This window comes from Sphingobium sp. D43FB (genome assembly GCF_002312805.1).
In the GTDB taxonomy this organism is placed as follows: Bacteria; Pseudomonadota; Alphaproteobacteria; order Sphingomonadales; family Sphingomonadaceae; genus Sphingobium.
In genome coordinates, this window is the sequence record NZ_NMUA01000012.1 from 65,258 (window position 1) to 89,634 (window position 24,377).

The 24,377-nt window shown below is 64.0% G+C and carries 24 protein-coding genes; 12 read left to right on the forward strand and 12 right to left on the reverse strand.

What is annotated here, in order from left to right; all coding sequences use genetic code 11:
- Window positions 1–16: 16 nt before the first annotated feature.
- Genes SxD43FB_RS12120 through SxD43FB_RS12135 form a run of 4 tightly spaced genes read right to left on the reverse strand, consistent with a single transcriptional unit; the run spans window position 17 to window position 3,111 of the window.
- A complete protein-coding gene (locus tag SxD43FB_RS12120) occupies window positions 17–670 on the reverse strand; it encodes a carboxymuconolactone decarboxylase family protein (RefSeq protein WP_096062397.1) in 654 nt (217 codons plus the stop codon).
- Entirely contained in the window at window positions 667–1,455 is a 789-nt protein-coding gene (locus tag SxD43FB_RS12125) for a phosphatase PAP2 family protein (protein ID WP_096062398.1), read from the reverse strand. The genes SxD43FB_RS12120 and SxD43FB_RS12125 overlap by 4 nt, the downstream gene beginning before the upstream one ends.
- A 3-nt stretch (window positions 1,456–1,458) precedes the next feature.
- The gene (locus tag SxD43FB_RS12130) at window positions 1,459–1,761 is read right to left on the reverse strand and encodes a DUF1330 domain-containing protein (protein ID WP_096062399.1); all 303 of its coding nucleotides are present in this window, start codon (window positions 1,759–1,761) and stop codon (window positions 1,459–1,461) included.
- A gap of 15 nt (window positions 1,762–1,776) precedes the next feature.
- Window positions 1,777–3,111, reverse strand: coding sequence for an MFS transporter (locus SxD43FB_RS12135; protein ID WP_096062464.1), 1,335 nt, complete (start codon window positions 3,109–3,111; stop codon window positions 1,777–1,779).
- A 285-nt stretch (window positions 3,112–3,396) separates the two neighbouring features.
- Here SxD43FB_RS12135 and SxD43FB_RS12140 point away from each other — a divergent pair, with 285 nt between their 5' ends.
- Window positions 3,397–4,614 (forward strand): MFS transporter, encoded by a 1,218-nt coding sequence (locus tag SxD43FB_RS12140; protein ID WP_096062400.1) that lies wholly within the window; start codon window positions 3,397–3,399, stop codon window positions 4,612–4,614.
- Window positions 4,611–5,474 carry an SDR family NAD(P)-dependent oxidoreductase gene (locus tag SxD43FB_RS12145; protein WP_096062401.1) on the forward strand — a complete coding sequence of 288 codons (864 nt, stop codon included), beginning with the start codon at window positions 4,611–4,613 and terminating at the stop codon, window positions 5,472–5,474. The genes SxD43FB_RS12140 and SxD43FB_RS12145 overlap by 4 nt, the downstream gene beginning before the upstream one ends.
- On the opposite strand, the gene SxD43FB_RS12150 is transcribed toward SxD43FB_RS12145, so the two are convergent.
- Both SxD43FB_RS12150 and SxD43FB_RS12155 read right to left on the reverse strand, forming a co-directional pair.
- Window positions 5,468–6,508, reverse strand: coding sequence for a dihydrodipicolinate reductase (locus SxD43FB_RS12150; protein WP_096062402.1), 1,041 nt, complete (start codon window positions 6,506–6,508; stop codon window positions 5,468–5,470). The genes SxD43FB_RS12145 and SxD43FB_RS12150 overlap by 7 nt on opposite strands.
- Before the next feature lie 17 nt (window positions 6,509–6,525).
- Complete coding sequence (locus tag SxD43FB_RS12155) at window positions 6,526–8,172, reverse strand: MFS transporter (RefSeq protein WP_096062403.1); 1,647 nt, start codon at window positions 8,170–8,172, stop codon at window positions 6,526–6,528.
- Between the two features lie 155 nt (window positions 8,173–8,327).
- Here SxD43FB_RS12155 and SxD43FB_RS12160 point away from each other — a divergent pair, with 155 nt between their 5' ends.
- Together SxD43FB_RS12160 and SxD43FB_RS12165 are read left to right on the forward strand one after the other, a co-directional pair.
- On the forward strand, window positions 8,328–9,584 hold the full coding sequence (locus SxD43FB_RS12160) for an acetyl-CoA C-acetyltransferase (protein ID WP_096062404.1): 1,257 nt from the start codon (window positions 8,328–8,330) through the stop codon (window positions 9,582–9,584).
- A gap of 82 nt (window positions 9,585–9,666) precedes the next feature.
- Complete coding sequence (locus SxD43FB_RS12165; RefSeq protein WP_255245702.1) at window positions 9,667–10,131, forward strand: MarR family winged helix-turn-helix transcriptional regulator; 465 nt, start codon at window positions 9,667–9,669, stop codon at window positions 10,129–10,131.
- A gap of 79 nt (window positions 10,132–10,210) precedes the next feature.
- Here SxD43FB_RS12165 and SxD43FB_RS12170 read toward each other — a convergent pair whose 3' ends face one another.
- Together SxD43FB_RS12170 and SxD43FB_RS12175 are read right to left on the reverse strand one after the other, a co-directional pair.
- Complete coding sequence (locus SxD43FB_RS12170) at window positions 10,211–10,519, reverse strand: hypothetical protein (protein ID WP_096062406.1); 309 nt, start codon at window positions 10,517–10,519, stop codon at window positions 10,211–10,213.
- A gap of 176 nt (window positions 10,520–10,695) precedes the next feature.
- Window positions 10,696–11,487: an SDR family oxidoreductase gene (locus SxD43FB_RS12175; RefSeq protein ID WP_096062407.1), complete on the reverse strand. Its 792-nt coding sequence runs from the start codon at window positions 11,485–11,487 to the stop codon at window positions 10,696–10,698.
- 238 nt (window positions 11,488–11,725) lie between these two features.
- Between SxD43FB_RS12175 and SxD43FB_RS12180 the strand changes: the two genes are divergently transcribed.
- The 5 genes from SxD43FB_RS12180 (at window position 11,726) to SxD43FB_RS12200 (ending at window position 17,171) form a co-directional block, all read left to right on the forward strand.
- A complete protein-coding gene (locus SxD43FB_RS12180) occupies window positions 11,726–12,955 on the forward strand; it encodes a CoA transferase (RefSeq protein ID WP_096062408.1) in 1,230 nt (409 codons plus the stop codon).
- 26 nt (window positions 12,956–12,981) lie between these two features.
- Window positions 12,982–13,272 (forward strand): hypothetical protein, encoded by a 291-nt coding sequence (locus SxD43FB_RS12185; protein ID WP_037476724.1) that lies wholly within the window; start codon window positions 12,982–12,984, stop codon window positions 13,270–13,272.
- Window positions 13,273–13,283: 11 nt separating this feature from the next.
- The gene (locus tag SxD43FB_RS12190) at window positions 13,284–14,795 is read left to right on the forward strand and encodes an AMP-binding protein (RefSeq protein ID WP_096062409.1); all 1,512 of its coding nucleotides are present in this window, start codon (window positions 13,284–13,286) and stop codon (window positions 14,793–14,795) included.
- Window positions 14,796–15,073: 278 nt separating this feature from the next.
- Window positions 15,074–15,901 carry a helix-turn-helix domain-containing protein gene (locus SxD43FB_RS12195; RefSeq protein ID WP_096062410.1) on the forward strand — a complete coding sequence of 276 codons (828 nt, stop codon included), beginning with the start codon at window positions 15,074–15,076 and terminating at the stop codon, window positions 15,899–15,901.
- Entirely contained in the window at window positions 15,894–17,171 is a 1,278-nt protein-coding gene (locus SxD43FB_RS12200; RefSeq protein ID WP_096062411.1) for an amidohydrolase family protein, read from the forward strand. Before SxD43FB_RS12195 ends, SxD43FB_RS12200 begins: the two co-directional genes overlap by 8 nt.
- A gap of 57 nt (window positions 17,172–17,228) precedes the next feature.
- On the opposite strand, the gene SxD43FB_RS12205 is transcribed toward SxD43FB_RS12200, so the two are convergent.
- From SxD43FB_RS12205 to SxD43FB_RS12220, 4 genes are read right to left on the reverse strand one after another with little or no spacing between them, the layout of a single operon-like run.
- Window positions 17,229–17,963 carry a DUF2889 domain-containing protein gene (locus SxD43FB_RS12205; RefSeq protein ID WP_096062412.1) on the reverse strand — a complete coding sequence of 245 codons (735 nt, stop codon included), beginning with the start codon at window positions 17,961–17,963 and terminating at the stop codon, window positions 17,229–17,231.
- Between the two features lie 6 nt (window positions 17,964–17,969).
- Window positions 17,970–19,139: a thiolase family protein gene (locus SxD43FB_RS12210; RefSeq protein ID WP_096062413.1), complete on the reverse strand. Its 1,170-nt coding sequence runs from the start codon at window positions 19,137–19,139 to the stop codon at window positions 17,970–17,972.
- Window positions 19,136–19,540 carry an OB-fold domain-containing protein gene (locus SxD43FB_RS12215; protein ID WP_096062414.1) on the reverse strand — a complete coding sequence of 135 codons (405 nt, stop codon included), beginning with the start codon at window positions 19,538–19,540 and terminating at the stop codon, window positions 19,136–19,138. The genes SxD43FB_RS12210 and SxD43FB_RS12215 overlap by 4 nt, the downstream gene beginning before the upstream one ends.
- Before the next feature lie 3 nt (window positions 19,541–19,543).
- Complete coding sequence (locus SxD43FB_RS12220) at window positions 19,544–20,794, reverse strand: cytochrome P450 (RefSeq protein WP_096062415.1); 1,251 nt, start codon at window positions 20,792–20,794, stop codon at window positions 19,544–19,546.
- A gap of 217 nt (window positions 20,795–21,011) precedes the next feature.
- Between SxD43FB_RS12220 and SxD43FB_RS12225 the strand changes: the two genes are divergently transcribed.
- From SxD43FB_RS12225 to SxD43FB_RS12235, 3 genes are all read left to right on the forward strand, one after another.
- A complete protein-coding gene (locus SxD43FB_RS12225) occupies window positions 21,012–21,242 on the forward strand; it encodes a ferredoxin (protein WP_096062416.1) in 231 nt (76 codons plus the stop codon).
- A 25-nt stretch (window positions 21,243–21,267) separates the two neighbouring features.
- Window positions 21,268–22,098 carry a coniferyl-alcohol dehydrogenase gene (locus tag SxD43FB_RS12230; RefSeq protein ID WP_096062465.1) on the forward strand — a complete coding sequence of 277 codons (831 nt, stop codon included), beginning with the start codon at window positions 21,268–21,270 and terminating at the stop codon, window positions 22,096–22,098.
- Window positions 22,099–22,165: 67 nt separating this feature from the next.
- Window positions 22,166–24,376: an acyl-CoA dehydrogenase gene (locus SxD43FB_RS12235; protein WP_096062417.1), complete on the forward strand. Its 2,211-nt coding sequence runs from the start codon at window positions 22,166–22,168 to the stop codon at window positions 24,374–24,376.
- The last annotated feature ends 1 nt before the right edge of the window (window position 24,377 follow it).

The window sequence follows — 24,377 nt, forward strand, 5'->3', positions numbered from 1 at the left end:
CGCGATAGCACCTGCGTCAATAGCCGCGGCTGTCGGTCCAATCCTCGGTCTCGCCGGGCTTGTAGGTCTTGCCGGGTATCTTGCCCGATGCGGTCTTGAGGTCGAAGCCGATCGGGTCAGCACCCCCTTCGATGCCGACGCCAAAGGCGGACAAGGCCCAACTGGTCATGACATAATGCCCGATGGAAAAGACCAGATCCATCTGCTGCTTCTTGTCGAAATGACGGCCCAGGATGGCCCATGTCGCGTCGCTGATCGTGCCGTCGGCGATCAGTTCATCGACCGATCGCAGGACGGCATCATCGGCTTCGTCCCAATTGCCGCCTGCGGGATAATCGCGGATCGCGGCGATATCGTCCAATGCCAGCCCGGCGTTGAGGCCATAGCCGACATGATTATGCCATTCATAAGCGGACTTCACCTTCCAGGCGACGCGCAGGATCAGCATTTCCAGATGCCGGGTCGAGAGCGTGTTCGACATCAACAGATGCTTGCCCCAGATATTATAGACTTTGCCCAGATCAGGATGGTTTGCCATAACCATCAGGACATTGGTCTTGGAGCCTTCTTCCCACGCATTGGGCTCGCCCCAATAGGCAAAGACTTCGCGGGCGTCGTCCGTCCATTCCGCGCGGGGCAGCGGGAGGATGCGGGGCTTGATGTCGGTCATGGCTGTGTACCTCCTTGAGTCAGGGCAGCAGTTTCCGCGTCGCAGCGAGCGGGCGGAGCCTTAGCACGCGCCAATTCGGTGCGCGCAGCCTTCATATCTTTCTGAAAAGCGGGTTCGGCGTTGAGCCGAGCGAGCGTTGCCGAAGCGGCGAGCCGTCCTTCTTCCGTATCGCTCAGCCAATGGGCATTGCAGATGCGCCGACTATCGCCAAAGGCCCGGCCCCGCGCGACGAGAGTCGAAGCCAGGTCAGGGCGTAACTGGGAGAGGATCAGTCCCCAGCCATAGCCGATTGCACTATGGCCGGACGGGTAGGAGCCATCCTTGCGTAACATTGCTTCCATGTCGGGTGTGCAGGTCGGCTGGCCATTGATCATGAAGGGGCGCGGGCGCGTGTAGCCCTGTTTGATCTTGCTGGTCGAGCGCCCGAAGTCGGCAATGGTTCGGCGCAGCAGCTTGTCCAGCCGGGGCGTCGTGGCTGGGCCGATCGCAACGCCAGCCGTGCAGGAAAAGGCTGCCGTCGCGGTTGGACCGAAAAGCTCTGCATCAGCCGTCGCCAGCGCCCAGCGCGGGCTGTCCCGCAGTAAAAGGGCGGCCTTCGCGGCTTCATCATCGCGGGCCTGTGCCGCCGAGCCGGGGGCCGGTGGCGGCGGCGAAAAATCAGCGGCCAGCGCTGCATCTTTGAGATAGCCACTACCCAACCGGGATGGCGGTGATTTCGGTGGCGTGGCGGCGGCGCACGGCAGCGCGATAAGGCACAAACCGGCGATGATTGTGGTGAATTTCATGGCTTATAGTCCCTCGACCAGAAGGGCACGATAGGTTGCGCCTTTCTGCCGTAACGCCTTAGCCTCCTGATATTCCGGGCTGTCGTACCACGCGCGGGCCTGGGCGGCGTCGGGGAATTGCAGGATGATGACGCCATCGGGTGCTTCGCCCTCCAGCGTGTCGAGCGCGCCGTAGACGGCGAGCGGCTTAAGCCCATAGTCGGCGACGAAGCGACGCGCCTGGGCACGGTTCATGGCGCTATAGGCATCCATCGCCGCCTGATCGCGGACCGGCCCTTCGCGGGTGAAGATCATATAAGCGGGCATTGTGCGTCTCCTGTTTCAATGCGGCGCGTGGATGATGGCCGCCCCGTTCCAGCCGCCGGCCGCAGCAAAATCGGTGCGGCAGGAGCGGCTGGCGATCCAGGCGAGGAAGGTGCTGGGGATGCCGACCAGCAGCGCCCAGCGCATCGCCATGCCGAGCGAATCCTCGCCGTAGATCGGCCGCAACATGTCGCTGAGCCAGCCGACCAGCACCGGTCCACCGCCAAGGCCGATGACCTGAATCGACACCATCAGCACCGCGATCGCCGTTGCGCGCGATCGGGACGGGACGAGGCCTGCGACCACCGCCATCAACGGCGCGGCGGACAGGCCGCCGATCAGCATGTTGAGGCCATAGAGCGGGAATACGCGGTCGGCCGAGCCGGTCAGGATCATCCAGCCGATGCCGGTGGCGAGCGCGCCGCTGATCATCAGCATCCAGACATACCAACGCATGTCGCGACGCCCCAGAAAGTCCGCCAGGGGACCGCCGACCGTATGGCCGATCGCCGAACCAAAGAAGAGCGCGCCGCCCATTTGCAAACCCGCTTCATTGGCGGGCATGCCATGGGTCCGCTCCATGAAGGCCGGTGCCCAACTGATGAATCCCATGGTCAGCAGCGCATTGAGCGAGGCTGCCAGGATGAGCGGCGGCAATGTCCTGATCGCCATCAGTTCGCGCGCGGTCTTGAGGAAGGAAGGCGTCGCGCCCGTTTCGACCGGCGCGCCATCGGCCAGGCCCGCGCGGGTATCGCGCAGGGTGAACCAGACGATGGGCGCGAGGATGAAGCCGGGGATGCTGGCGAAGATCAGCGTGTTGCGCCAGCCATATTCCTGCACCGCCCAGCCGCCGACGGCCGGGCCGAGAAAGGTGCCGAGCGACGCGCCGAGCAGGAAGATGGAAAGCGCGGTTGCGCGCTGGCGGATGGGGAAGAGGTCGGCGATCCAGGCCTGGGACGGCGGGGTGAAGCCCCCTTCGCCAAGGCCGATCCCGGCGCGGCCGATCAGCAGCACCCAGAAGCTTTTGGCAAGGCCGCACAGGATGATCGCCGCGCTCCAGACGGTGGCGGCGATCGCGACGATCTTACGCTTGGACCAGCGATCGGCGAGGCGCGCCACCGGAATGATCGCCAGGATGTAGACGATGGCGATGATCATATCCTTGACCATGCCCATCGCAGCGTCCGAAAGGCCGAGTTCGCGGCGGATCGGTTCGACCATGACGACCATCAGATAGCGTTCGCCCTGCACCGAGGCCGACACCAGCACCATGATGAAGAGGAACCAGGACCGATAGGCCATGCTCGGCAAGGCCTCCGTCGGCGCTGGCGGGCGCAGTTCGATGTCGGCCATGGAGTAGCTTGCCTCTCTCGTTGCTTTGGGGCCGTTCGTTCCGGGCGGCGCCTTTCGCCGCGCGATGGCGGTCGGACATGCGAGATGTGCGGCACGTTCGCCCGTGCGGGCAATGGCGCGATGCGAAGGATCGCTTGCGCGATGGCGGCGGGCTGGATCATGCCGTTCTGCACCCCCTTTACGCGATAGCGCCGGGGCGATTTGCGCCGTGCCAGCGGACATGGCAGCCAGGCGGCCCCGCCTCCGCTTCCACAGCGGCAGGCCATAAGAATTTAGGAGGCGAGGATGGGATCGGCCTATTGGGGCGAATTTCGGACGCATTGGCGACCGTTGCTTGCCGCGACCGTGGGACTTGGTTTTGGCATCGGCCTGTCCGCCTATACGATGAGCCTGTTCGCGCCCAAGCTGATCGCCGAGTTCGGCTGGCCAAGGTCGCAATTCGCGCTGCTGGGCAGCATGGGGCTGTTGATGCTGATCGCGCAGCCGATCACCGGGCGGCTGACCGATCGCTTCGGGGTGCGGGCGGTGTCGACGGTGGGCGTGCTGGCAGGGCCAAGCGCCTATATCGCCTTTGCGATGCAGCCGGGCAGCATCCGCGCTTTCTTCGCCATTGCGGTGTTGCAGATCGTCGTCGGCACGCTGACCACCTCGCCGGTCTATACCCGCATCGTGGCGGAACGGTTCGAACGGGCGCGGGGGCTGGCCTTTTCCATCGTCATGACCGGGCCGCCACTGGTGGGCGCTGTCCTCGCGCCGTTGCTGGGCCGGTTCATCGAAAGCGAGGGATGGCGCAACGGCTATCTGCTGATGGGCGGGATCACCATGGCGTTCGGCCTGATCGCGGTGGCCATGACGCCGCCGCATATCGGCACCCGCCCGGACGAGGATGTGCCGGTCGAATCCAAAGCAGGCTATGGCGTGATCGTGCGCAATCCCGCCTTTTGGGTGCTGATCATCGGCATGATTTTGGTGAATTTTCCGCAAGGGTTGGTGTCGGCGCAAATGAAATTGATGTTGATGGACAGCGGGGCGCAGTCGCAGACCGCGACCTGGCTGATTTCCATCTATGCGGTGGGCGTCATGGTCGGCCGTTTTGCCTGCGGCCTGTCGCTCGACCGGATGCAGCCGCATCATGTTGCTGCGCTGACCCTGTCGATGCCGGCGATCGGCATGATGCTGATGGCATCACCCTTCGATGCGACCATCGTGCTGGCGCTGTCGGTGGCGATGATGGGGTTGGCGCAGGGGGCGGAGGGCGATGTCGCAGCCTATCTGGTGTCACGGCGCTTTGGCCTCAATGTCTTTAGCCTGGTGATGGGTCTGGTCGGCGCGTCGATCGCGGGGGGTGCGGCGCTGGGGGCGGTGACGCTCAGCTATACGCTGGGGCTGTGGGGCAGCTATGCGCCGTTTCTGGTTATCGGAGCCTGCGTCACATTGGTCGGGGCGCTGCTATTCCTGACGCTGGGCCATGGTTCCCGCAAGATGGAGGTCGCGCGCGCATGACGGATCGGCAGAAGATAGCGGTCGTGACCGGCGCGAGTGCCGGGATCGGCAGGGCGGCGGCGGGTGCGTTGCTGCAACAGGGGTGGCGGGTGATCGGCGTCGGGCGCGACGCCGAGCGATGTGCGGCGGCGGAAGCCAAGTTGTCCGCTATGCCCGGCGCGGATTTCACCATGATCCGGGCGGACATGGCGCTGCTGGGCGAGACGGCGCGGGCGGCGGCGGAGATTGCCGCGCTGGCCCCGGCGATCGACGTGCTGCTCAACAATGCGGGCGGGGTGATGGCGGAGCGGGTCATCACGGCCGAAGGGCATGAGGCGACCTTTGCGTCCAATCACCTCGCGCCCTTTCTGCTGACGCAGACATTGCTGCCCCATCTGATGGCGGCCGCCGCGCAGTCGGAACCCGGCAGTGTGCGCGTGGTGGCAGTATCGTCCACGGGCCATGAACATTGCGATGGCATTCGTTGGGACGATCTGAACTTTGCCGAGGGCTTCGTCGGGGGTGCGGCCTATTGCCATGCCAAGCTCGCCAATATCCTGTTCATCCGCGAACTGGCGCGGCGGCTGGCGGGGAGCGGGATCGTGGCGCATGCGATGCATCCGGGCGTCGTCGCGAGCAATTTCGCCAGCCACTGCGACGCGCCGATGCGGGCCTATATGGAGTCGATCGCCGAGCAGGCGCTGACGCCGGAGCAAGCCGCCGATACGCTGGTGTGGCTGGCGAGCGCGCCGGAACCGGGGCGGTCGAGCGGCGGCTATTTCCATAAGCGCGAGGCCGTGCCCTGTTCGACGGCGGCGCAGGATGATGCGGCCGCCGCCCGGCTTTGGCAGATGACCGAGGCGATGGTCGCGGGCTACTGAAAGCGGGCGATGACTTGCGGCAGATCGGCGGTGGTGCGGATGCCGGGCGGCGCTTGGCAGAGGGCAGCGACGGCATTGACCGCGCGATGGGCGGTGAGGCCGGGCGTGAAGGCGGCATAATCCTCCGGCGCGACCGGGAAGCTGATCGCGACATCGAGCGGGGTGTCGCCTTCCACCCGGATGCGCCAGCCCGACGGGCGCAGTTCCCAGTCGGTGCGGTCGATCCGGTCGCTGCAATACCAGTTGGCGCGGAAGCGCAGCATGGGTTGGCCACGGCGCATACCGGATATGGTGATGCGTTGGGCAGCGACCGTGCCCGCATCGATGGTTCCCGCGGCGATGGTGATGGCCTGGGTCGCCACGCCCATTTCGCCCGCCGCATCCCACTGGTCGATGCCGATCCCGGCAGCGTCGGCCAACTGGGCGAGCGACCCGGCGAAATCGCCCTTCACATGCTCGATCTGGCGTGGATCGAAGGCGCGGGGGGCACGGCCGAAGCCCATCACGCCGAACAAGAGGTCGGGCGAGGCGCGGCTCGACAGGTCGGCATATTCGTCAATCGTCAGGCGATCGAGCCGCCGTGAGAGCGAGAGGAGCGGGATGGGCAGCGCTTCGGTGATGAAGCCGGGGCTGGAGCCAGTGCTGTAGATCGACGTGCCGCCCGTCTGGCAGGCACCCTCTATTCTCTCGCGTGTCGCAGCGTCCATGGAGGGCGGATGGTGGAAATCGCCGCGTGTCGTGACGACATTTTTGCCGGATGCCAGCAGGCGGCATAATTCGTCGATGTCGGTGCCCTGGCGCATGTAGAGGACGCAATCCGCGTCCGTTGCGACCAGATCATCGACCGACCCGGTGGCGATGGTGCCGCAGGGGTCTAGTCCGGCGATCACGCCGGCATCCTGGCCCCGCTTGGCGGCGAAGCTGACCCATAGACCGACAAGATCCAGCGCGGGATGTTCGATCACCGTGCGGAGCGCGCGGGTGCCGACATTGCCGGTCGCCCATTGGATCACCCGATATCGTCTGTCGTTCATCGACTCTCCTCCGGGCATCATGGCCCGATATAGTTGATCATCCCCTGTTGCGGGTCGGGCGTGTCGGGGCGAAATCGCACCGATCCGAACGGCCGTTCCAGCCGCCGCCGCACACGCAAAACGCCCGGACTGTTATGGAAGGAACTGGCGTGGGACTGGATATCCTTGTCCGCTTGCGTGAAGCGCTCGCGCATGTGCAGATAATCGCCCCAGGTCGGGCATTGATAGCGTTCGGTCCATCGGGTGGGATCGGCAATGTCGCGCGCGATCGACCAGTTGAACCCGCCATTGCGCAGCCGGGTGCGCTGGACCTGCAACATCGCCCCATAAAATTCGCGCGCACGGGCGGGATCGACATCATAATCGATCTCGATGATGATTGGCCCCGAACGGCGGGTGAGCGCCATGCCGACTTCCGGCTCGTTATTGAGCAGGAAGGGTTCGACATCGGCTTCATTGGTGTCGGGCAAAGGCAGGAACATGCCGATGAGCGGCAAGGCGGCGAGCGCGAGGCCCGAGAGATAGAGCGCGCCCTCGATCGAGAGCGCCCCCGCGACCCAGCCCCAAAAGGCCGCGCCGATCGCAATGCCACCGGTCAGCGCCGAGGAGAAGAGCGAGAGCGCACGCGCCGTCACCCAGCGGGGCGCGGCGAGTTGCACGGCGACGTTGAACAGCGCGATGGTCAGGATATTCGCGCCGCCCGCGATGAAAAGGGCAAAGCAGGTGAGCGGCACTGATCGGCTAAAGCCCACCAAGAGCAACGCCGCGCCGCTGATGACGGCCAGCAGGGTGACGGTGCGATGGGTGCCAAACCTCTCGCGGCAGGGACCGACCAGTAGCGCACCGCCGACCGCGCCCACGCCGCTGGCGCCGAGCAACAGGCCGAAAGTGCTGGCGTCGCCACCTAGCAATTGTTTGGCGATCAAGGGAGCGAGCGCGGTGGCAGATGCGCCCGCCAGCCCGAAGAAAAAGGCGCGGGCCAGGACAGTACGGATCGGCGCAGCGTGAAGCGCGTAGCGTGCGCCCGACACGATGGCGCGGTGGATCTGTTCGGGCGGCAGGCGTGAGGAGACATGGCGGCGCTGCCACAGGTAGAAGGCGATGAACAAGGGCAGATAGCCGATCGCGTTGACGGCGAAGGCGGCATGGGCACCGGCGGCCAGCACGATGATGCCACCGATCGCCGGGCCGAAGCTGCGCGCGACATTATAGCTGATCGTGCCGAGCGCGATGGCGGCGGGCAGATGGTGGGGACCGACCTGTTCACTGATCGAGGATTGCCAGGCGGGCGAATAGAGGGCGACCCCTGCCCCGATCAAAAAGCAGAAGGTCAGCAGCATCCAGGGCGAACTATAGCCCGCCCAGGCGAGCAGCGTCAGAATGCAGGCGCAGACCATCGAGAAGGCAAGGCCAGCCATGGCAATCCGCCGTCGGTCGAACATGTCGGCCAAGGCACCCGCAGGCAGCGCAACCAGCATAAGGGGCAGCATCAATGCGCTCTGGACAAGCGCGACCATGCCGGGCGACGGGGTGAGCCGCGTCATTTCCCAAGCCGCACCGACGCCCAGGATCAACTGACCGAAATTGGAGAGGAGGCTGGCGGTCCAGATGCGGCGGAAGACCGGTTCGCGCAGGGGCGCAAAGCTGCCGCCGTCCTTTGCCATTCCGCAACTCTCCCTACTGCCTGTCCTTTGGCCGACTACCCTGCGCGCGGCCCGGCCGCAGCGTCCATCCCGTGCCGCGATCAATCGCCCATGCGATTGGGGATGCGCGCGCATCCATGCGATAGCGCGAGCAACAATATTGTAGGAGACGCGCCTTGGCAGAGGCCTTTATCATCGACGCCGTCCGCACGCCGCGCAGCATCGGCAAGCTGGGCAAGGGTGCCCTGTCCCATCTGCATCCCCAGCATGTCGCGGCCACGGTGCTGCGTGCGATCCGCGATCGCAATGGCATCGACACGGCCGATGTCGACGACGTGATCTGGGGCACCAGCGCGCAGATGGGATTGCAGGGCGGCGACATGGGGCGGATGGCAGCGTTGGACGCGGGCTATGATGTGCGCGCGTCGGGCGTGACGCTCGACCGCTTCTGCGGCAGCGGGTTGACCGCCACCAATTTGGCCGCCGCGCAGATCATGGCCGGGATGGAAGATCTGGTCGTGGCAGGCGGGACAGAGATGATGTCGCACGTCATGTCCTATGGCCAGTCATTGCGCGAAGCAGGGGTGCCGTCGGTCGGTGGCCTGGGCACCGGCAATCTGCGCTTGCAGGCCAAGCATCCCCAGTCGAACCAGGGCGTCGCCGCCGATGCCATTGCGGCAATGGAAGGCATTACGCGCGAGCAACTGGATGCTTTTGGCGCGGAGAGCCAGCGGCGGGCGGGGATCGCTATCAAGGAAGGGCGATTTGCCCGATCGACCGTGCCGGTGGTGGACGATGACGGCGCGGTGATATTGGACCATGAGGAATATCCCCGGCCTGATACCACGGCGGAACAGCTGGCGCAGTTGAAGCCCGCCTTTGCGGCCTTTCTCGACATGCCTTCGCGCGCCGATGGCCCGACCTTCCGCCAGTTGATCAACCAGACATATCCTGACTTGGCGATCACGCCGCTGCACCATGCGGGCACATCGTCCGGCGTGGTCGATGGCGCGGCGGCCCTATTGCTGGCGTCGGCGGACTATGCGCAGCGCCATGGCCTGACGCCGCGCGCGCGGGTCGTTGCGACCGCCAATATGGGGGATTGCCCGACATTGATGTTGAACGGCCCAGTCCCGGCCGCGCGCAAGGTGCTGGCGAAAGCAGGATTGCAGGTTGAGGATATCGACATTTTCGAGGTCAACGAAGCCTTTGCGGTCGTGACCGAAAAGTTCATCCGCGATTTGGGGATCGACCGGGCAAAGCTTAACCCCAATGGCGGCGCGATCGCGCTTGGCCATCCGATCGGGGCGACCGGCGCGGTGCTGATCGGCACGGCATTGGACGAGTTGGAACGGACGGGCGGGCGCTATGGCCTGATTACCATGTGCGCGGCGGGTGGCATGGCTCCAGCGATCATCATCGAACGTGTCTGAGACACAGGACATGGTGCCGACTTGTGCATTGCAGGATGAGCTTTCTTTCGTTTCGCCACGGTGGCGCTATGGTGGCCAGGTGATGGCGAAACCGATCGATCAATTGCTGGCCGAAGACCCGACCGCGCTCAAGCGCAACGCATCGTTGAAGCTGACGGTGATCGCGCGGCAGTTGCGCGCGCATTTCGACCAAAGCGTAGTGCGACTGGGCGTGACCCGATCGCAATGGACGGTCATTGCCGTGGTCGCGCGGCATCCGGGTGCGACGCAACGGACGATCGCCAATATGCTGGAGATTGCCGAGGCGTCGGCCGGGCGATTGATCGACCGGCTCTGCGCAGACGGGCTGCTGGAACGGCGGGCCAAGGATGACGACCGGCGCGCGCATGCCGTGTTCCTGACCGAGGCAGGCCAGACGATCACGACTCAATTGGCGGGCATTGCCCGTGCCAATGAGGATGTCGCCTTTGCGCGCTTCGATGTGGACGACCTCAACCGGCTCAACATGCTGCTGGATATGCTTTCCGAGAATATCGCCAAACCCTGATTACAGGCCAAGCGACAGACGCAAAAAGGCCCGCCTTCCGCATTGGGAAGGCGGGCCTTTTTTTGATGCGTCATGCCGATCAGCGGGCGGTCAGCAGATCGCGCTTGGACAGGTTGGTGACGAGCTTGCCATCGGCGGCGGCGAGGCTGGCAGCGGGGACGACGACCATCTTGCCGTTGAGGATGATCTGCGCGGCGCCATCGGGCGCGACGCGGTAAACGGCAGCGAGCCGGTCGCCCGACGCGGTGTAGAGCATCTTGCCCTTATAGTCGGCCGCGCTGACGGCGGCGGCGGACGACAGCTGCACGGCTTCGTCCGCGGCGGCGGCCTGCGGCAGGGCGGAAGCGGCAAGGGTGAAGGCAAGAGCGATCTGGGCAAAAGCAGTCATGGCGAACCTCTGGGTTAAAAAAGAGAGCGATTCATTTAATACTAAGCTTAGTTAGTAATTCGCCAAAAACATGTCAACCTAGCTTAGTATTATTTTTTGCAAGTGCGAACGAGCAAGGGCGCGCCGTTGCCCGGCGCGCCCTTGTTCTTTGGTCATGATGCGAAGGAGAAGGCAGGTCAGCGCGGCGGGAAGCGGATCGCGCCGTCGATGCGGAAGGTCTGCGCATTGATATAGCTGTTGCGGGCCAATTCCATTGCGAGCGATGCGAACTCTTCCGGCATCCCCAGGCGGCGGGGGAAGGGCACGGATTTTTCGAGATTTTCATACATGGGCGGATTCATATCCTTGAACCGCAGCATCGGCGGCGTCGCGAAGATGCCGGGCATGATCGCATTGACGCGAATGCCCAAGTCCATCAGGTCGCGCGCCATGGGGAGGACCATGCCGTTGACCCCAGCCTTCAGCGAACCATAGGCGATCTGCCCCACCTGCCCGTCTTCGGCCGCGGCGCTGGATGTCAGGATGATGCTACCGCGTTCCTCGTCGACCAGTGGATCGAGCGATGCCATGCCGAGCGCGGCGATGGAGGCTATGCGGTAGCTGGCGACCAGAATGCCTTGGGCGGACAGTGCATAGTCCTCGGTCGAGAGGCGCTTGAAGCCACCGGTTTCCTTGTCCTTCGACACGGTCTTGCCGCCCTTCGACACCATGGCGCAATGGACCAGCAGCCGCTCCTGCCCCTGAACGGCGCGGGCCTGGTCGAAGCCAGCGAGTGCGCTGTCTTCCGAGAGGATGTCGACCTTGCAGAAGGTCGCGCCGACGTCGGCGGCGATCGCTTCGCCCTGATCCTGGTTGATGTCGAAGATCGCCACCTTTGCGTCGGCGGCACGCAGGGCCTTCACCGTGGCAAGGCCAAGGCCTGACGCGCCGCCGGTGACGATGGCGGAGAGCGAGGAGTCGATCAGCATGGGAGTCCTTCCGGTGACGTTTGCGCTACACCTTCGGCCCGTAGCCCTTGCCGCTCAATCCCTCTGTTTTGCGGGCCTTCGCATATCGTGACGGCGTTGGTGGCCGCCAGGGCATCGTGCGAGCGATAGCCCGCACCCAACAGCCTGTCGGCTCTTGCGGCAATGGCCGCAGCTTCTAGGCTTTGCGGCAAGATACAGCGCGGCATCGTGCGGCGCATGAGGGGATTGGGGTAAGTTTATGACCCAGGTGATGAAGGGTGTGCGCGTGTTGGAAGTCGCGCAATTCACCTATGTACCAGCGGCGGGCGCGATCCTGGCCGACTGGGGCGCGGATGTCATCAAGATCGAGCATCCGGTGCGCGGCGACACGCAACGCGGATTTCTCAACATGGGCGGGGTGACGCTGGACCCGCTGCGCCATACGTTGTTCGAACATCCCAATCGCGGCAAGCGCAGCGTGGGGATCGACCTGTCCACGCCCGAAGGCCAGGAGGTTTTATATGAGCTGGCCAAGACGGCCGATGTCTTCCTGACCAACTATCTGCCGCAGGTGCGCCAGAAAAACCGGTTCGACATCGAGCATATCCGGGCGGTGAACCCCGATATCATCTATGCCCGTGGCAGCGCGCTGGGCGACAAGGGGCCGGAGCGGCTGATCGGCGGGTTTGACGGCACCTGCTTCTGGTCACGCAGCGGCGTCGCCTATGCGATGACTCCTGAAGCCCTGCCGGGTCCGTTGATGCAGGGCATTCCGGCCTTTGGCGATTCGATAGGCGGCATGTTTATCGCCGGGGGCATTTCGGGCGCGCTGCTGCATCGCGAGCGCACGGGCGAGGCGACCGAGGTGGACGTATCGCTGCTGAGTGCCGCCTGGTGGGCGTCAGGCGCGCTGATATCGCAGGTGATGGAGACCGGGATTCAAACGCGCAATCCGATGCCGACATCGGGCGGGTCGCTGCGCAATCCGTTCATGGGCAATTTCCGCACATCCGATGGCGGCACGATCAATCTGTGCATGGTCAGCCCGACCGGCCTGATCCGCGATACGTTCGAGCATGTCGGCGCGCCGGAGGCTGCCGACGATCCACGCTTCAAGGATGTGTTGTCGCTGATCGAGAATGCAGGCGCGGCGAGCGACATATTGGTCAAGGCCTTTGCGCAGAAGCCCTTTGCCTATTGGCGCGCGCATCTGAAGACCATGAAGGGGCAGTGGGCGCCGGTGCAGAGTTTCAGCGACCTGCTGACCGACGAACAGGCGCTGGCCAACGACATGATCATCGAGGTCGAGGGTGCCGATGGTAGCGGCAAGCCGCTGCGGCTGGTGCGCGGACCGGTGCAGTTCGATGGCAAGCCGCTGGAAACCACCCGCGCGCCACAGGCGTCGGAACATACTGAAACGGTGCTGATGGAAATGGGCATCGAGTGGGACAAGATCGAACAGTGGAAAGCCAGCGGCGCGATCGCGTGAGGCTTGGAACAAAGGCGACCAGTGCAATGAAACCGGGAACGAAATTGAAGAGCGCGGCCTGCGACACCGAAGTCATGGTGATCCGTTGCGGCGAGGGAGCCATCGAATGCGGCGGCGCAGCGATGGGCGAGGCGAAGCCGGAAGCGGTCGGCACGCCGTCGGCCGACTTCGCTGCTGGCACGTTGATGGGCAAACGCTATGTCGATGCGGCGGGCACCTTCGAATTGCTGTGCGTCAAGCCCGGCAAGGGATCGCTTTCGGTCGATGGCGTGGCCTTGCAGGTCAAGGACGCCAAGCCCCTGCCCGCGTCGGACTGAATGACAGACCGATGAACATTGCCCTCTTCCTGGAAATGGCGGCCGACGCCGCACCCGACCGGATCGCTTTGGTGTGCGACGGCACGCGCTGGACCTATGCTGACCTGCTGGCGGGCGCGCGCGGCGCGGCTGCGCTGATCCGGCAGAGCGAGGTCGCGCATGTTGCGCTGCTCGACGAAAGCAGCGAGGCGGCAGTCATGGCGCTGTTCGGCGCGGCGCTGGCAGGCGTGCCTTATGTGCCGCTCAACTACCGGCTGGCGGATGCGGACCTGGGCGCGCTGCTGGCGCGGATCAGCCCGGCGTTGATCGTGGGGGATGGCGCGCGGGTGCGGCGGCTGTGCCCGGATGCCGCCAATGTCATTGTGTCGCGCGCGGACTTCGTTGAACAGGCCCAGGCGCTGGCGGGCGATGCGCCGGTGGACGCGGACGCGGGCGACGATGTCGCGATCCAGCTGTTCACCAGCGGCACGACAGCCGCGCCCAAGGCGGCGATTTTGCGCCATGCCAATTTGGTGTCCTATATTCTTGGCACGGTAGAGTTCGCCGCTGCGCCGGAAGAGGATGCCGCGCTGGTCAGCGTGCCGCCCTATCATATTGCGGGGATCGCGGCGTTGCTGAGTTCCATCTACGCGATGCGGCGGATCCTGATGCTGCCCGCGTTCGCGCCCGACGCCTGGCTGAACCTCGCGGCGGCCGAGCGGGCGAGCAATGCGTTTGTCGTGCCGACCATGTTGGCGCGGATCATCGAGGCGATGGGCCAGATGGTGGCCAACGGAGCGTCGCAGCCGGACCTGTCGGCGCTGCGGGCGATCGCCTATGGCGGTGGCAAGATGCCGACCGAGTTGATCCACGATGCGCTCGACCTATTTCCGACAACCGGCTTTACCAACGCCTATGGCCTGACCGAGACAAGTTCGACCGTCGCGCTGCTGGGACCGGACGAGCATCGCGCGGCCCATGGATCGGACGATCCGGTGGTGCGGGCGCGGCTGGGATCGGTGGGGCGGCCGCTGCCGACGGTCGAAATCGAAATACGCGACGAGGATGGCCGCGTCCTGCCGCCGGGTGTGCCAGGCGAAATCTATGTGCGCGGCGAGCAGGTGTCGGGCGAATATCGCGAGCGCAGCGCGCTCGATGCCGATGGTTGGTTTCCGACTCGCGACGCGGGCTATATCGATGCGGACGGCTATCTGTTCCTGTCGGGGCGCGCGGACGATGTGATCGTGCGGGGCGGCGAGAATATCTCGCCCGGCGAGATCGAGGATGTGGTGATGACCCATCCGGCCGTGGCCGAGGCGGCGGCGGTCGCCATTCCTTCGCATGAATGGGGCGAAGCGGTGGGCCTGATCGTAGTGCCGCGCGCAGGCCATAGCGCACCGGACGAGGACGAGTTGAAGCAGATGGTGCGGGCGCGGCTGCGATCGTCGCGGGTGCCAGAGCGGGTGCTGTTCGCCGATACCCTGCCCTATAATGAGATGGGCAAGCTGCTGCGCCGGGAAATCAAGACGCTGTTTGCTCGCTGACGCGCGACAAGCGGACAGCGAATCGGACAAGGGTCACGCCTTTTTTTGCGCCGGGGTGGTCGTGCATTTTCTTCCGGATCGAATGGTGTTCGGTCGCTTCATTGCTCTGGAAACCTGTACGGGGCGTCCATTTTTATGGCAATAATTCAAATGGTTGTGAGGATTTCTGGCTGCCCCTACCTGTTCAATTGGGCATAATAAACGAGAGTATCTCATTTTTAATTGACAGGCCCGCCCCGGTAGTGAACAACTATGTTCATAAACCGAAGGAGAGGACGATGGCTCAAATAGAGTCGAACAAGGCAAAGATCGCCAAGCGCGTCATCGAAGTGCTGGAATTCTTCGATGAGGATCATCCGCAGGCTACGGTGATGGACATCGTCCGTCGTTTCGACCGGCCCCAGTCCAGCACGTCGGAATTGCTGTCGAGCCTGGTCGATCTGGGCCTGTTGCACAAAGATCCCTGCTCGCGTTCCTATTCGCCCACGCCCCGCGCCGCGATGTTGGGGGCCGCGGTACAGCCCAAGCTGGTGCGCGATGGCGTGCTGACCGGCCTGATCGATCGCCTGTCAGCGCAGACGGGTCTGGGCGTTGCTGTGTTCGGCATGGTGGGCCTGAAGGTCCAGGTGTTCAACTGGCGGGCGGGCACCCGCACCTTCCGCACCGCCGGGGCCGCTGGTTTCTGCGGCGGTCAGCAGGATTATCTGTCGGATAGCGCGGCGGGATGGCTGATGCTGTCGACGGTGCCGCAGCCCCGGCGCGACGGCATGATCCGCCGCCTGAATGCGGAAGCCACGCCCGATCGCAAATTCATGCCCGCCGACATGAGCGCACAGGTGCTGTCATGCCGGGAGCAGGGCTTTGCCAGCGGCAAGGTCGGCTTCGGGTCGATCGCCGATGTGACCGCCGTGCTGTTGCCCAACATGCCCGACAGCCAGCCACTGGCCATTGGCTTCGTCTACGAACCATCGGACCAGATCGATGCCGAAAGCCTGTTGCGGACACTTAATGAAGCGGTGCGTCGCTGCGTGGAAGAGCCGGCGCCCGCGCCCGTTTCCCCGCTGTTCGATGGCAACCGCCAGCCGATGGAGATGAAGCATGGCTGATGTGAAGGACAAGACCGACAGCGAAATGGCGCAAGCCGCCAAGAAATATTGGTCGGCCGAAGGCTATACCGCAGGCGGCGTGATCCGCGAGGTGGATTATGCCACGCAATCGGGCGGGTTGGACCCCTCGCTGGCGGGGATCAAGATCGTCGATACCGACACGCATATCACCGAAGCGCCCGACCTGTTCACATCGCGCGCGCCGGCCAAATATAAGGGCAAGGTGCCCTATGTGAAGCAGGACGCCGATGGCGTCGAACGCTGGTATGTCGGTGACCGCAATTTCGGATCGATGGGCGGCAACGTCATTCGTGCCGACAATAACAAGCTGCTGGGGCGGCTAGCCTTCCCCAAGCTGGAACAGGCGCATCCGGGCGGCCACCTGATCAAGGAACGGTTGCAGGCGATGGACGATATGGGCGTCTATGCCCAGATCGGCTTCCAGAATTCGGGCGTGACCCAGGCCGGGTCGCTGATGTCGCTGGGTGACCCCGACCTCGCGCTCGCCATCGTGCAAATGTATAATGATGCATCGGCCGAATATCAGCAGGTGTCGGGCAACCGCATCTTCAACATGGGCCACCTGCCCTTCTGGGACCAGAAGGCGTTGGAGACCGAGGCGCGGCGTTGCTACGACATGGGGATCAAAGGCTTCGTCCTGCCCGATACGCCCGAACGTGTCGGCGTGCCGAGCTTCATGCACGATTATTGGACGCCGTTCCTGGAGATGTGCGAAGCGACCGGCATGCCGCTCAACTTCCATCTCAACAGTGCGGTCGATCCCAATACGCTGACCTGGGACGGGTTCGGCTTCGAGCAGACGTTGTCCGTGGTGGCGACGATGTTCTCGATCGGCAATGCCGCGACGCTGGGCAATTGGATGGTGTCGGGCCGGCTCGATCGTCATCCCAAGCTCAAGATCGGCCTAATCGAAAGCGGCATGGGCTGGTTGCCCTTCGCGATCGAAGCGCTGGAGCATCAGTTCAACGAGATGCTGCCGAGCAAGGCCAATATGCTGCACAAGCGGCCGTGGGAATATTTCCGCGACCATTTCTGGGTCACCTTCTGGTTCGAGAAGGTCGGTCCCAAGCTGCTGCTGGAAACCATCGGCGTCGACAAGGTGATGTTCGAAACCGATTTCCCGCATCCCACCTCGCTCTATCCCGGCGTGCAGGCGCATGTCATCGACGTGCTGGGCGGCTATGATTTCGAGGTCAAGAAGAAGGTTCTGCAGACCAACGCGACAGGCCTCTACAACCTGCCCTTCTGATAGCGAAGGGACGATATGGGGCGCGCCTTCCCTCTCCGGCGCGCCCCTTTTTTTCGTCTATCGCGGGTGGAAGGCGTGACCATCGAAATGGTCGAGCGGGGTCGGCGACGCACCGCTGAAATCGATGACCTGGCCGACGCGACGGGCGTGGACGGCATTGTCCGGCTGGAAGGTGAAACAGTTAGGCGGCACCTTCGTCGCGGTAGATTGCCGCTCCATCGGAATCAGGCGGCCATTGGCGAGGATCGCGCCCCATTGCAGCAAGCGGGCGGCTTCGCGCTGCGAGTCTTCGAGGCTGTCGATCCAGGGGCGCAACTTCAGGAGGGAAAGGCCAGCGATGGCGGCCGGGGATTCCAGGATATGCTGGCAGTGCGTTAGCCTTAACAGTGGCGCGCCGTCGCACCGGATCTCTGCAACCGCCAGGCCATCGACGGGGTCGCAAGCGACGATGTCGTAGAGGATCGGATGACAGTCCGCCGCATGGGCGGCGGCCAGTACGGCCAGATCGTGCAAATGGGTGCAATTGGCCTTTTTTTCTCCCCGCGCCGCGACATCCGCCAGCGCGACACCGGTGAAGGTCGCCGCCAGTACCGCAGGCGCGCCGGGACAAGTGGTCCAGGGGACGCGCTCCATGACGGACTCGACGCCAGTGACATGCGTGCTATCATGGCGCAGGGTGACGGCCATGCAATGATAGTCGTCCTCGACGGCGGCGATGACCGCCCCCTCAGAAGGCGTGACGCGGAAACGCCGCCGGAAGCCCGGCAGCGCGTCGAGCGTAGCACTGTCCATGACAGGCTAGTCCTTGGCCAGCAGCAGCGCCGCCGCCATGGGGCCGCCGCCTGACGTGGCGATGGCGACGCGGGGATCGCCGCCGATCTGGCGTGCGCCGCCCTCCCCACGCAACTGGACGACCGCTTCATAGGCGAAGCCGAAGCCGTGGAGCCGGCCCCAGCCAAGCTGGCCGCCGCCGGTATTCATCGGCAGCGCGCCACCACGGGCGATGCGGGTGCCGCCTTCGAGGAATTGACCGCCTTCGCCGATGGGACAAAAGCCCAACCCTTCGAGCCATGTGATGGGCTGGAAAGCGAAGCCGTCATAGAGCTGGACGGTATCGACATCATCCACCGTATAATCAGTGTTCTTCCACAGGTCGCGGCCGGTGGGATAGGCGCCCGCCCATTCGGCTTGGTCCCAGCTATAGCGTTCGACCGAACCTGCGCTGGCGGCAATGCGGATCGGTGTTGCCTTGATATCGCCCAGCGCGTCGCCCGCCGAGACGATCACCACCGTCGAAGCATCGGTGAAACGGTCGCAATCATAGAGGCAGAAAGGTGAACTGATCATCCGCGCGGCCATATAATCATCCATCGTCAGCGGCTTTTTGACCAGCGCGCGCGGGTTGAGCGCAGCATTGGCATGGTCGTTCAGCGCCACCTGGGCCAATTGCTCGCGGGTGAGGCCATAGCGTTTCATATGACGCATCGCGAATTGGGCGGTCCAGTTGGCGGCGGAGAAGGCACCGAAGGGCGAGACCCATTGGGAATTGCCCGACACATCCTTGCGCCGTTCCATCGGCGGAAACTCTTCCGGACGGGCAAGCGCGGCGGCCTCGTAAACGGTGCGAAAGCAGATGACGTGGCGGGCGAGGCCTGCCTTCACCGCATTGGCGGCTTCGATTATGGCCCCCAATTGCGCGGTCGATTCCGCCGCGCCGATATGCCAGCGGGTTTTCAGCCCCAGCACTTCGATCAGGTCGTCCGAGCTGACCGGGGAGAAGCCGAGGAAACTCGGCATCTTGCCGGGATAGGTGGCGACGCCGTCGATCTGATCGAGCGTCAGCCCGGCGTCGGCGATGGCTTCGCGCACGGCATCGACCGTGAGCAACAAAGGCGAACGGGTCAGGCGCACCCCGACCTCCGACATGCCGATGCCGCTGATATAGGCTTCGCGTTGCGCCATGGTCAGGCGACCTTTTCGAACAGGGGAAACCAGATGCCGTCCTGTTCCTCGAACACGACTTGCACGCGATCATCGATATCGACTGAATCGACCGGGCTACCGACGATATTGGTGGTCAGGTAGACGCCGGGCGCATCGTCCAACTTCACTCGCGCGATGACGAAGGGCACCTCCATATCCTTGGCCCAGGCCTGGTGATTGACCGTGTAGGTGTCGATGATGCCTGTGCCCGCCACGGCATGCGGCGCGACATTTTCCGACTGGCAATGGCGGCACAGCTCGCGTGGCGGATGGGTATAGTTGCCACAGTCACCGCATCGGGTGATGTGCAGCTTCCCCTCCGCCCCGCCAGTCCAGAAGGCGCGGTTGTCCCGGTCGAGACGCGGGCGCGAACGCTGCCAGGCCATGGATCAGACGTCCCAGACCAGGTGCATGCTTTCGATGCCGATGACATGGCCGCCATGGAAGACCGGCGGATGATCAGGATCAAGCCGGAATTCGGGCATGCGTGCCAGCATTTCCTCATAGAGAACCTGCAATTCGACGCGCGCGAGATGCGAGCCGAGGCAGCGATGCGGGCCGACGCCAAAGGCGATATGGACGTTGTTTTCGCGATCGAGATCATAGACGTCGGGCTGCGGAAATTCTTTTGCGTCGAGATCGGCGGCGGGCAGGAACAGTTTGACCATGTCGCCGGGCATCATCTTGGCGCCGGACAGTTCGACGGGGCGCTTCACGACCCGCATCGGCACGGTGAAGGTGTAGCGGCGCAGCATTTCTTCGGCGGCTTCGGCGATCAGCTTGGGTTCGGCGCGCAGCTTGCGCTGAAGATCGGTGTCCACGGCCAGACCACGCATGGCGAGGCCCATGCCGTTCATCACCGTGTCGAGCCCGGCGATGAAGAGCAGCACGCCATAATTTTCCATGTCGGCGAGCGTCGTCGGCTGGCCATCAATTTCCAGCTTCCAGAGCATGGAGATGATGTCGTCGCGCGGATTGTCGCGCCGGTCGAGCAACGTGTCGCGCATGGCCGCCGCGATCGTCTGAAGGCGACGCATCGAGCCTTCGCGATCGCCATCGATCGCTTCCATATGCTCCTTCACGATGGCGCGATATTCGGGCAGCCGATCGAGCGGCAGGCCGAGCATCTTGAGGAACACCTGTACCGGCAAAGGTTCAGCCACCGCGCTCATGAATTCGCAGCGGCCATCAGGCTTGATCGCCTCGATCAGGTCGCCGGCCAGCTCGCGGATGCTGTCGCGCAGCGCCGAGATGGTCTTGGGCGAGAAGACTTTTTGCAGCGGCTGGCGATATTTGGTGTGTTCGGGCGGATCGAGCGTGATCGGGATCGGCTGGGGAATATGCGGCGCGCCGGGGGGCAGCGAGGCGAGCAGCGCCTTCATCTTGTCCTGCGGCACGAATTCGCTGGAGAAGGCTTCGGTATCGCGCGACGCCTCATAATTGGCGGCATGCGTCAATACCATCCAGCCGCCACCGTTACGCGGGGTCCAGAATACCGGAGGCGCGTTGCGCAGCAGGTCCATGATGCGGACATGCGGATCGTCGAGCAGGCCGGGATCGGCATGGATGTCGAAATCATAGACCAGTGCGTCGGGCACATGGGCGGGCTGCGGGGCGGCGGGGCTGAGGGCGTGATCCATGCAAGTCTCCGGCAAATCTGTTTATCGTTTATCCCGGTTTCGCGCGCATGGAGCCTAAAGGCAAATGTGTCCCGCGGCCCTGGTCCATATACCGCTCCGACGATTGCTGGCCGGAAGGCCTCCCTTGCGTATCGTGGCAGCGATTGAGCGGGCGGAGATGTTGATCGGTCCCTCAATCTCCTCTCTAAGACGGGCTGAAAATCGCTGGAGTGGCTGCATGAAGATCCGCATCGAAAAGGCCGGTTGCGTGGGCAATGCCCGCTGCGCCGCCGTGTCCGCAACCCTCTATCCGCTGGACGATGACGGCTATATCCAAACCGAGGGCTTCACCGTCCCTGAAGGCATGGAAAAGGCGGCCAGAAATGGCGCGCGTGCCTGCCCCGAACGCATCATCTTCGTTGAAGAAGATGATGGCCGCATCAGCTGGCCCCCGGCGGCCAAAGCCTGACATTCCTATATAATCGGAGAGTATGATGAGCGACCTGTTGGGCTATAAGGGCAAACGCGTGATCGTGACCGGCTGCTTTTCGGGCATGGGGGAGGCGACGGCGAAACTGTTGCTGAGCCTGGGCGCGGAGGTGCATGGGCTGGACTATAAGGACAGCGCGCTGCCGCTGGCGTCTTTCCACAATGTCGACCTGCGCGATACGGCCTCGATCGACGCTGCTGTGGCAGGCATTGGCGGCAAGGTGGACGCGCTGTTCAACTGTGCGGGACTGCCGCAATCCTTTCCAGCGATGGACGTGATGAAGGTGAACTTCATCGGCCTGCGTCATTTGACCGAGCAGGTCTTGCCGCTGATGGGACCGGGTGGCGCGATCGTCAGCATCGCGTCCACCGGCGGGATGGGGTGGAGCCGCCGGATTCCGACCAATATGGAATTCGTCACCACCAAGGGGTTCGACGCGGCGATCGCCTGGTGCGATGCCAATATGGACACGGTCAAGGAGGGCTACAGCTTCTCCAAGGAGAATGTGATCGTGTGGACCCAGTTTATGGGCGCGCATTTGATCAAACAGGGTATCCGCATCAACTGCACCCTGCCCTCCCCCACCCAGACGCCGATGATGGCGGCGTTCGAGGCGACGTCGGGCAAGGATGTGGTCGCGGCCGCCGCCGAGCCGATGGGGCGCTATTCGACGCCGGAAGAGCAAGCGGCGGGGCTGGTGCTGATCAACAGCGATCTGGCGAGCATCGTCAATGGCGTCGTTTTCCCGGTCGATGGCGGTTTCATGGGCGGGGTCGCCACCGGACAAGTGGACCTGAGCGTCATGATGCGCCGGTCCGCGCCTGCGCAGGGTTAGGGGGCAGACACGCCCACCATGTTCCCCTCCCCTTACGGGGGAGGATTGAGAGTAGAGGCATAGTCCCATGAATTTCGACCTGACCGATGACCAGGAAATGATGCGCGACATGTTCGTGCGCTTTCTGGACGAGCATAGCAGCATCGCGCGGGTGCGCGCGGCGGCACCTTCGGGTTTCGATCCGGCGCTGTGGACGGGTTTGGCGGAATTGGGTGCTTTGTCGATCCGCGTGCCGGAAGAAGCAGGCGGCCTGGGGCTTGGCCTGTTCGATGCCGTCCTTTTGATGGAAGAAGCGGGCCGGACGTTGGTGTCGGGGCCGCTGGCCGAAACGTTGGTGGCGGCGCGGATGCTGGCTTTGCTGGGCGGCGACGCGGCGACCGACCTGCTCGGCCGGGTCATGGCGGGCGAAGCGGTCGCGAGCATCGCCTTCCACGATATCCCCACGCAGCCGGTGCAGTGGATCGGCGGAGGTCAGGTGGTGCAGGCTGTCGTGGCGCGGCGGGGTGACGACATCCTTCTGATCGACGTGCCGGACGGCGCGCGCGTGGCGGAGGAGAATTTGGCCGATACGCCGATGGCACAAATCGACCTTGGCGCCTTGCCGCAGGTCGTGCTGGCGTCCGGCGCGGACGCCGTTGCGACCTTCGCCAGCGGTATCGAGGAATGGAAACTGCTGATCGCGGCTGGCCTAGCCGGGATCGGGCGCGAGGCGTTGAAGCTGGCGGCGGCCTATGCGTGCGAGCGCAAGCAGTTCGATCAGTATATCGGCCAATTTCAGGGGATTTCCCACCCCCTCGCCGATTTGCTGTGCGATGTCGACGGCGGCAAATTCCTGGTGTGGAAGGCGATCCGCGACATTGCCGATGGCGCGCCGGAGGCTGGCGCGGCGATCAGTATTGCGGCCTGGTGGAACAGCGATGCGGCGGGCCGCGCAGTGGCACAGGCGCTGCACACTTTCGGCGGTTATGGCCTGACCACCGAATATGATATTTTCCTGTTCAACCTGCGCGCCAAGGCCTGGCCTTTGCTGCTGGGTGATCCGCAACGGTTGATAGGCGAGGCCGGGCGGCGGCTCTATGCGGGCGAGCAGGCGGCCTTGCCTGATGCGGGCGACATGCCGGTCAATTTCGATCTGGGCGACGACGCGCGCGCCATCACCCAGGAGATAGAGGATTTCTTCGCCGCCCATGTGACGCCGGAAATGCGCGAGGCGTTTCATTATAGCTGGGAGGGCTATAACCCCGTCCTCAACCGCAAATTGGCGGCGCAGAATCTGCTCTATGTGGGCTTGCCGCAGGATGTCGGCGGGCGCGGGCTTTCCGCCTATGAAAAGACCGCCGCAATGGATGCGTTCGAGGCGGAGGGTTATAATAATCCGGCTGCTAATGTTACGCAGATGGTCGCGCTGATCGTCCATCGCTTTGGCAGCGAGGAGTTGAAGGCGGCGATCCTGCCCGAAATCATGCGCGGCGAAGTCATCTGCTCGCTGGGCTATTCCGAGCCGGGCGCAGGGTCCGACGTATTCGCCGCGCAATGCCGCGCGACGCAGGAAGCCGATGGTAGCTGGCGGATCGATGGGACCAAAATGTTCACCAGCGGGGCGAACCTGTCGACCTATGTGCTGATGCTGTGCCGGACCAACCCGGACGTGGCCAAGCATAAGGGGCTGACCATGTTCATCGTGCCGCTGAAGGCCGAAGGCGTGACGATCCAGCCGGTCCATACCTTTCAGGACGAGCGCACCAACATCACCTTCTATGACGGGGTGAAGATACCCGACAGTTGGCGGTTGGGCGCGGTGGATGGTGGGGTGCGGACGATGAGCGCAAGCCTGGAACTGGAGCATGGTGGCGGTTTTGCTAAATATCAGCGCGCGATGCTGCATGCGGCCGAAAAACTGTGCCGGGAGATACAGCGCGATGGCCAGCCGTTGATTGCCGACGCCGGGGCGCAGGCGCGGCTGGCGCGCACCGCGGCCAATCTGTGGGCGTCCGAACTGATCGCATTTCGCGCCAATTGGGCAAGCATGGAGAAGAAGCTGAACCTGGCCTATGGACCGATGGCCAAGATGTTCAGTTCCGAGAAGTTTCAGAGCGATGCACGCGACTTGCTGGACCTGACCGCGCCCTTGTCCCTGTCCAAGCGCAAGGGGGCGGCGGCGGAGATCAACATGTTCTACCGCCACGCGCAGGGCGCGACCATTTATGGTGGGACGAGCGAGGTCCATCGTTCCATGATCGCCGAGCGCGCGCTGGGCCTGCCGCGTACCCGCGCCTGAA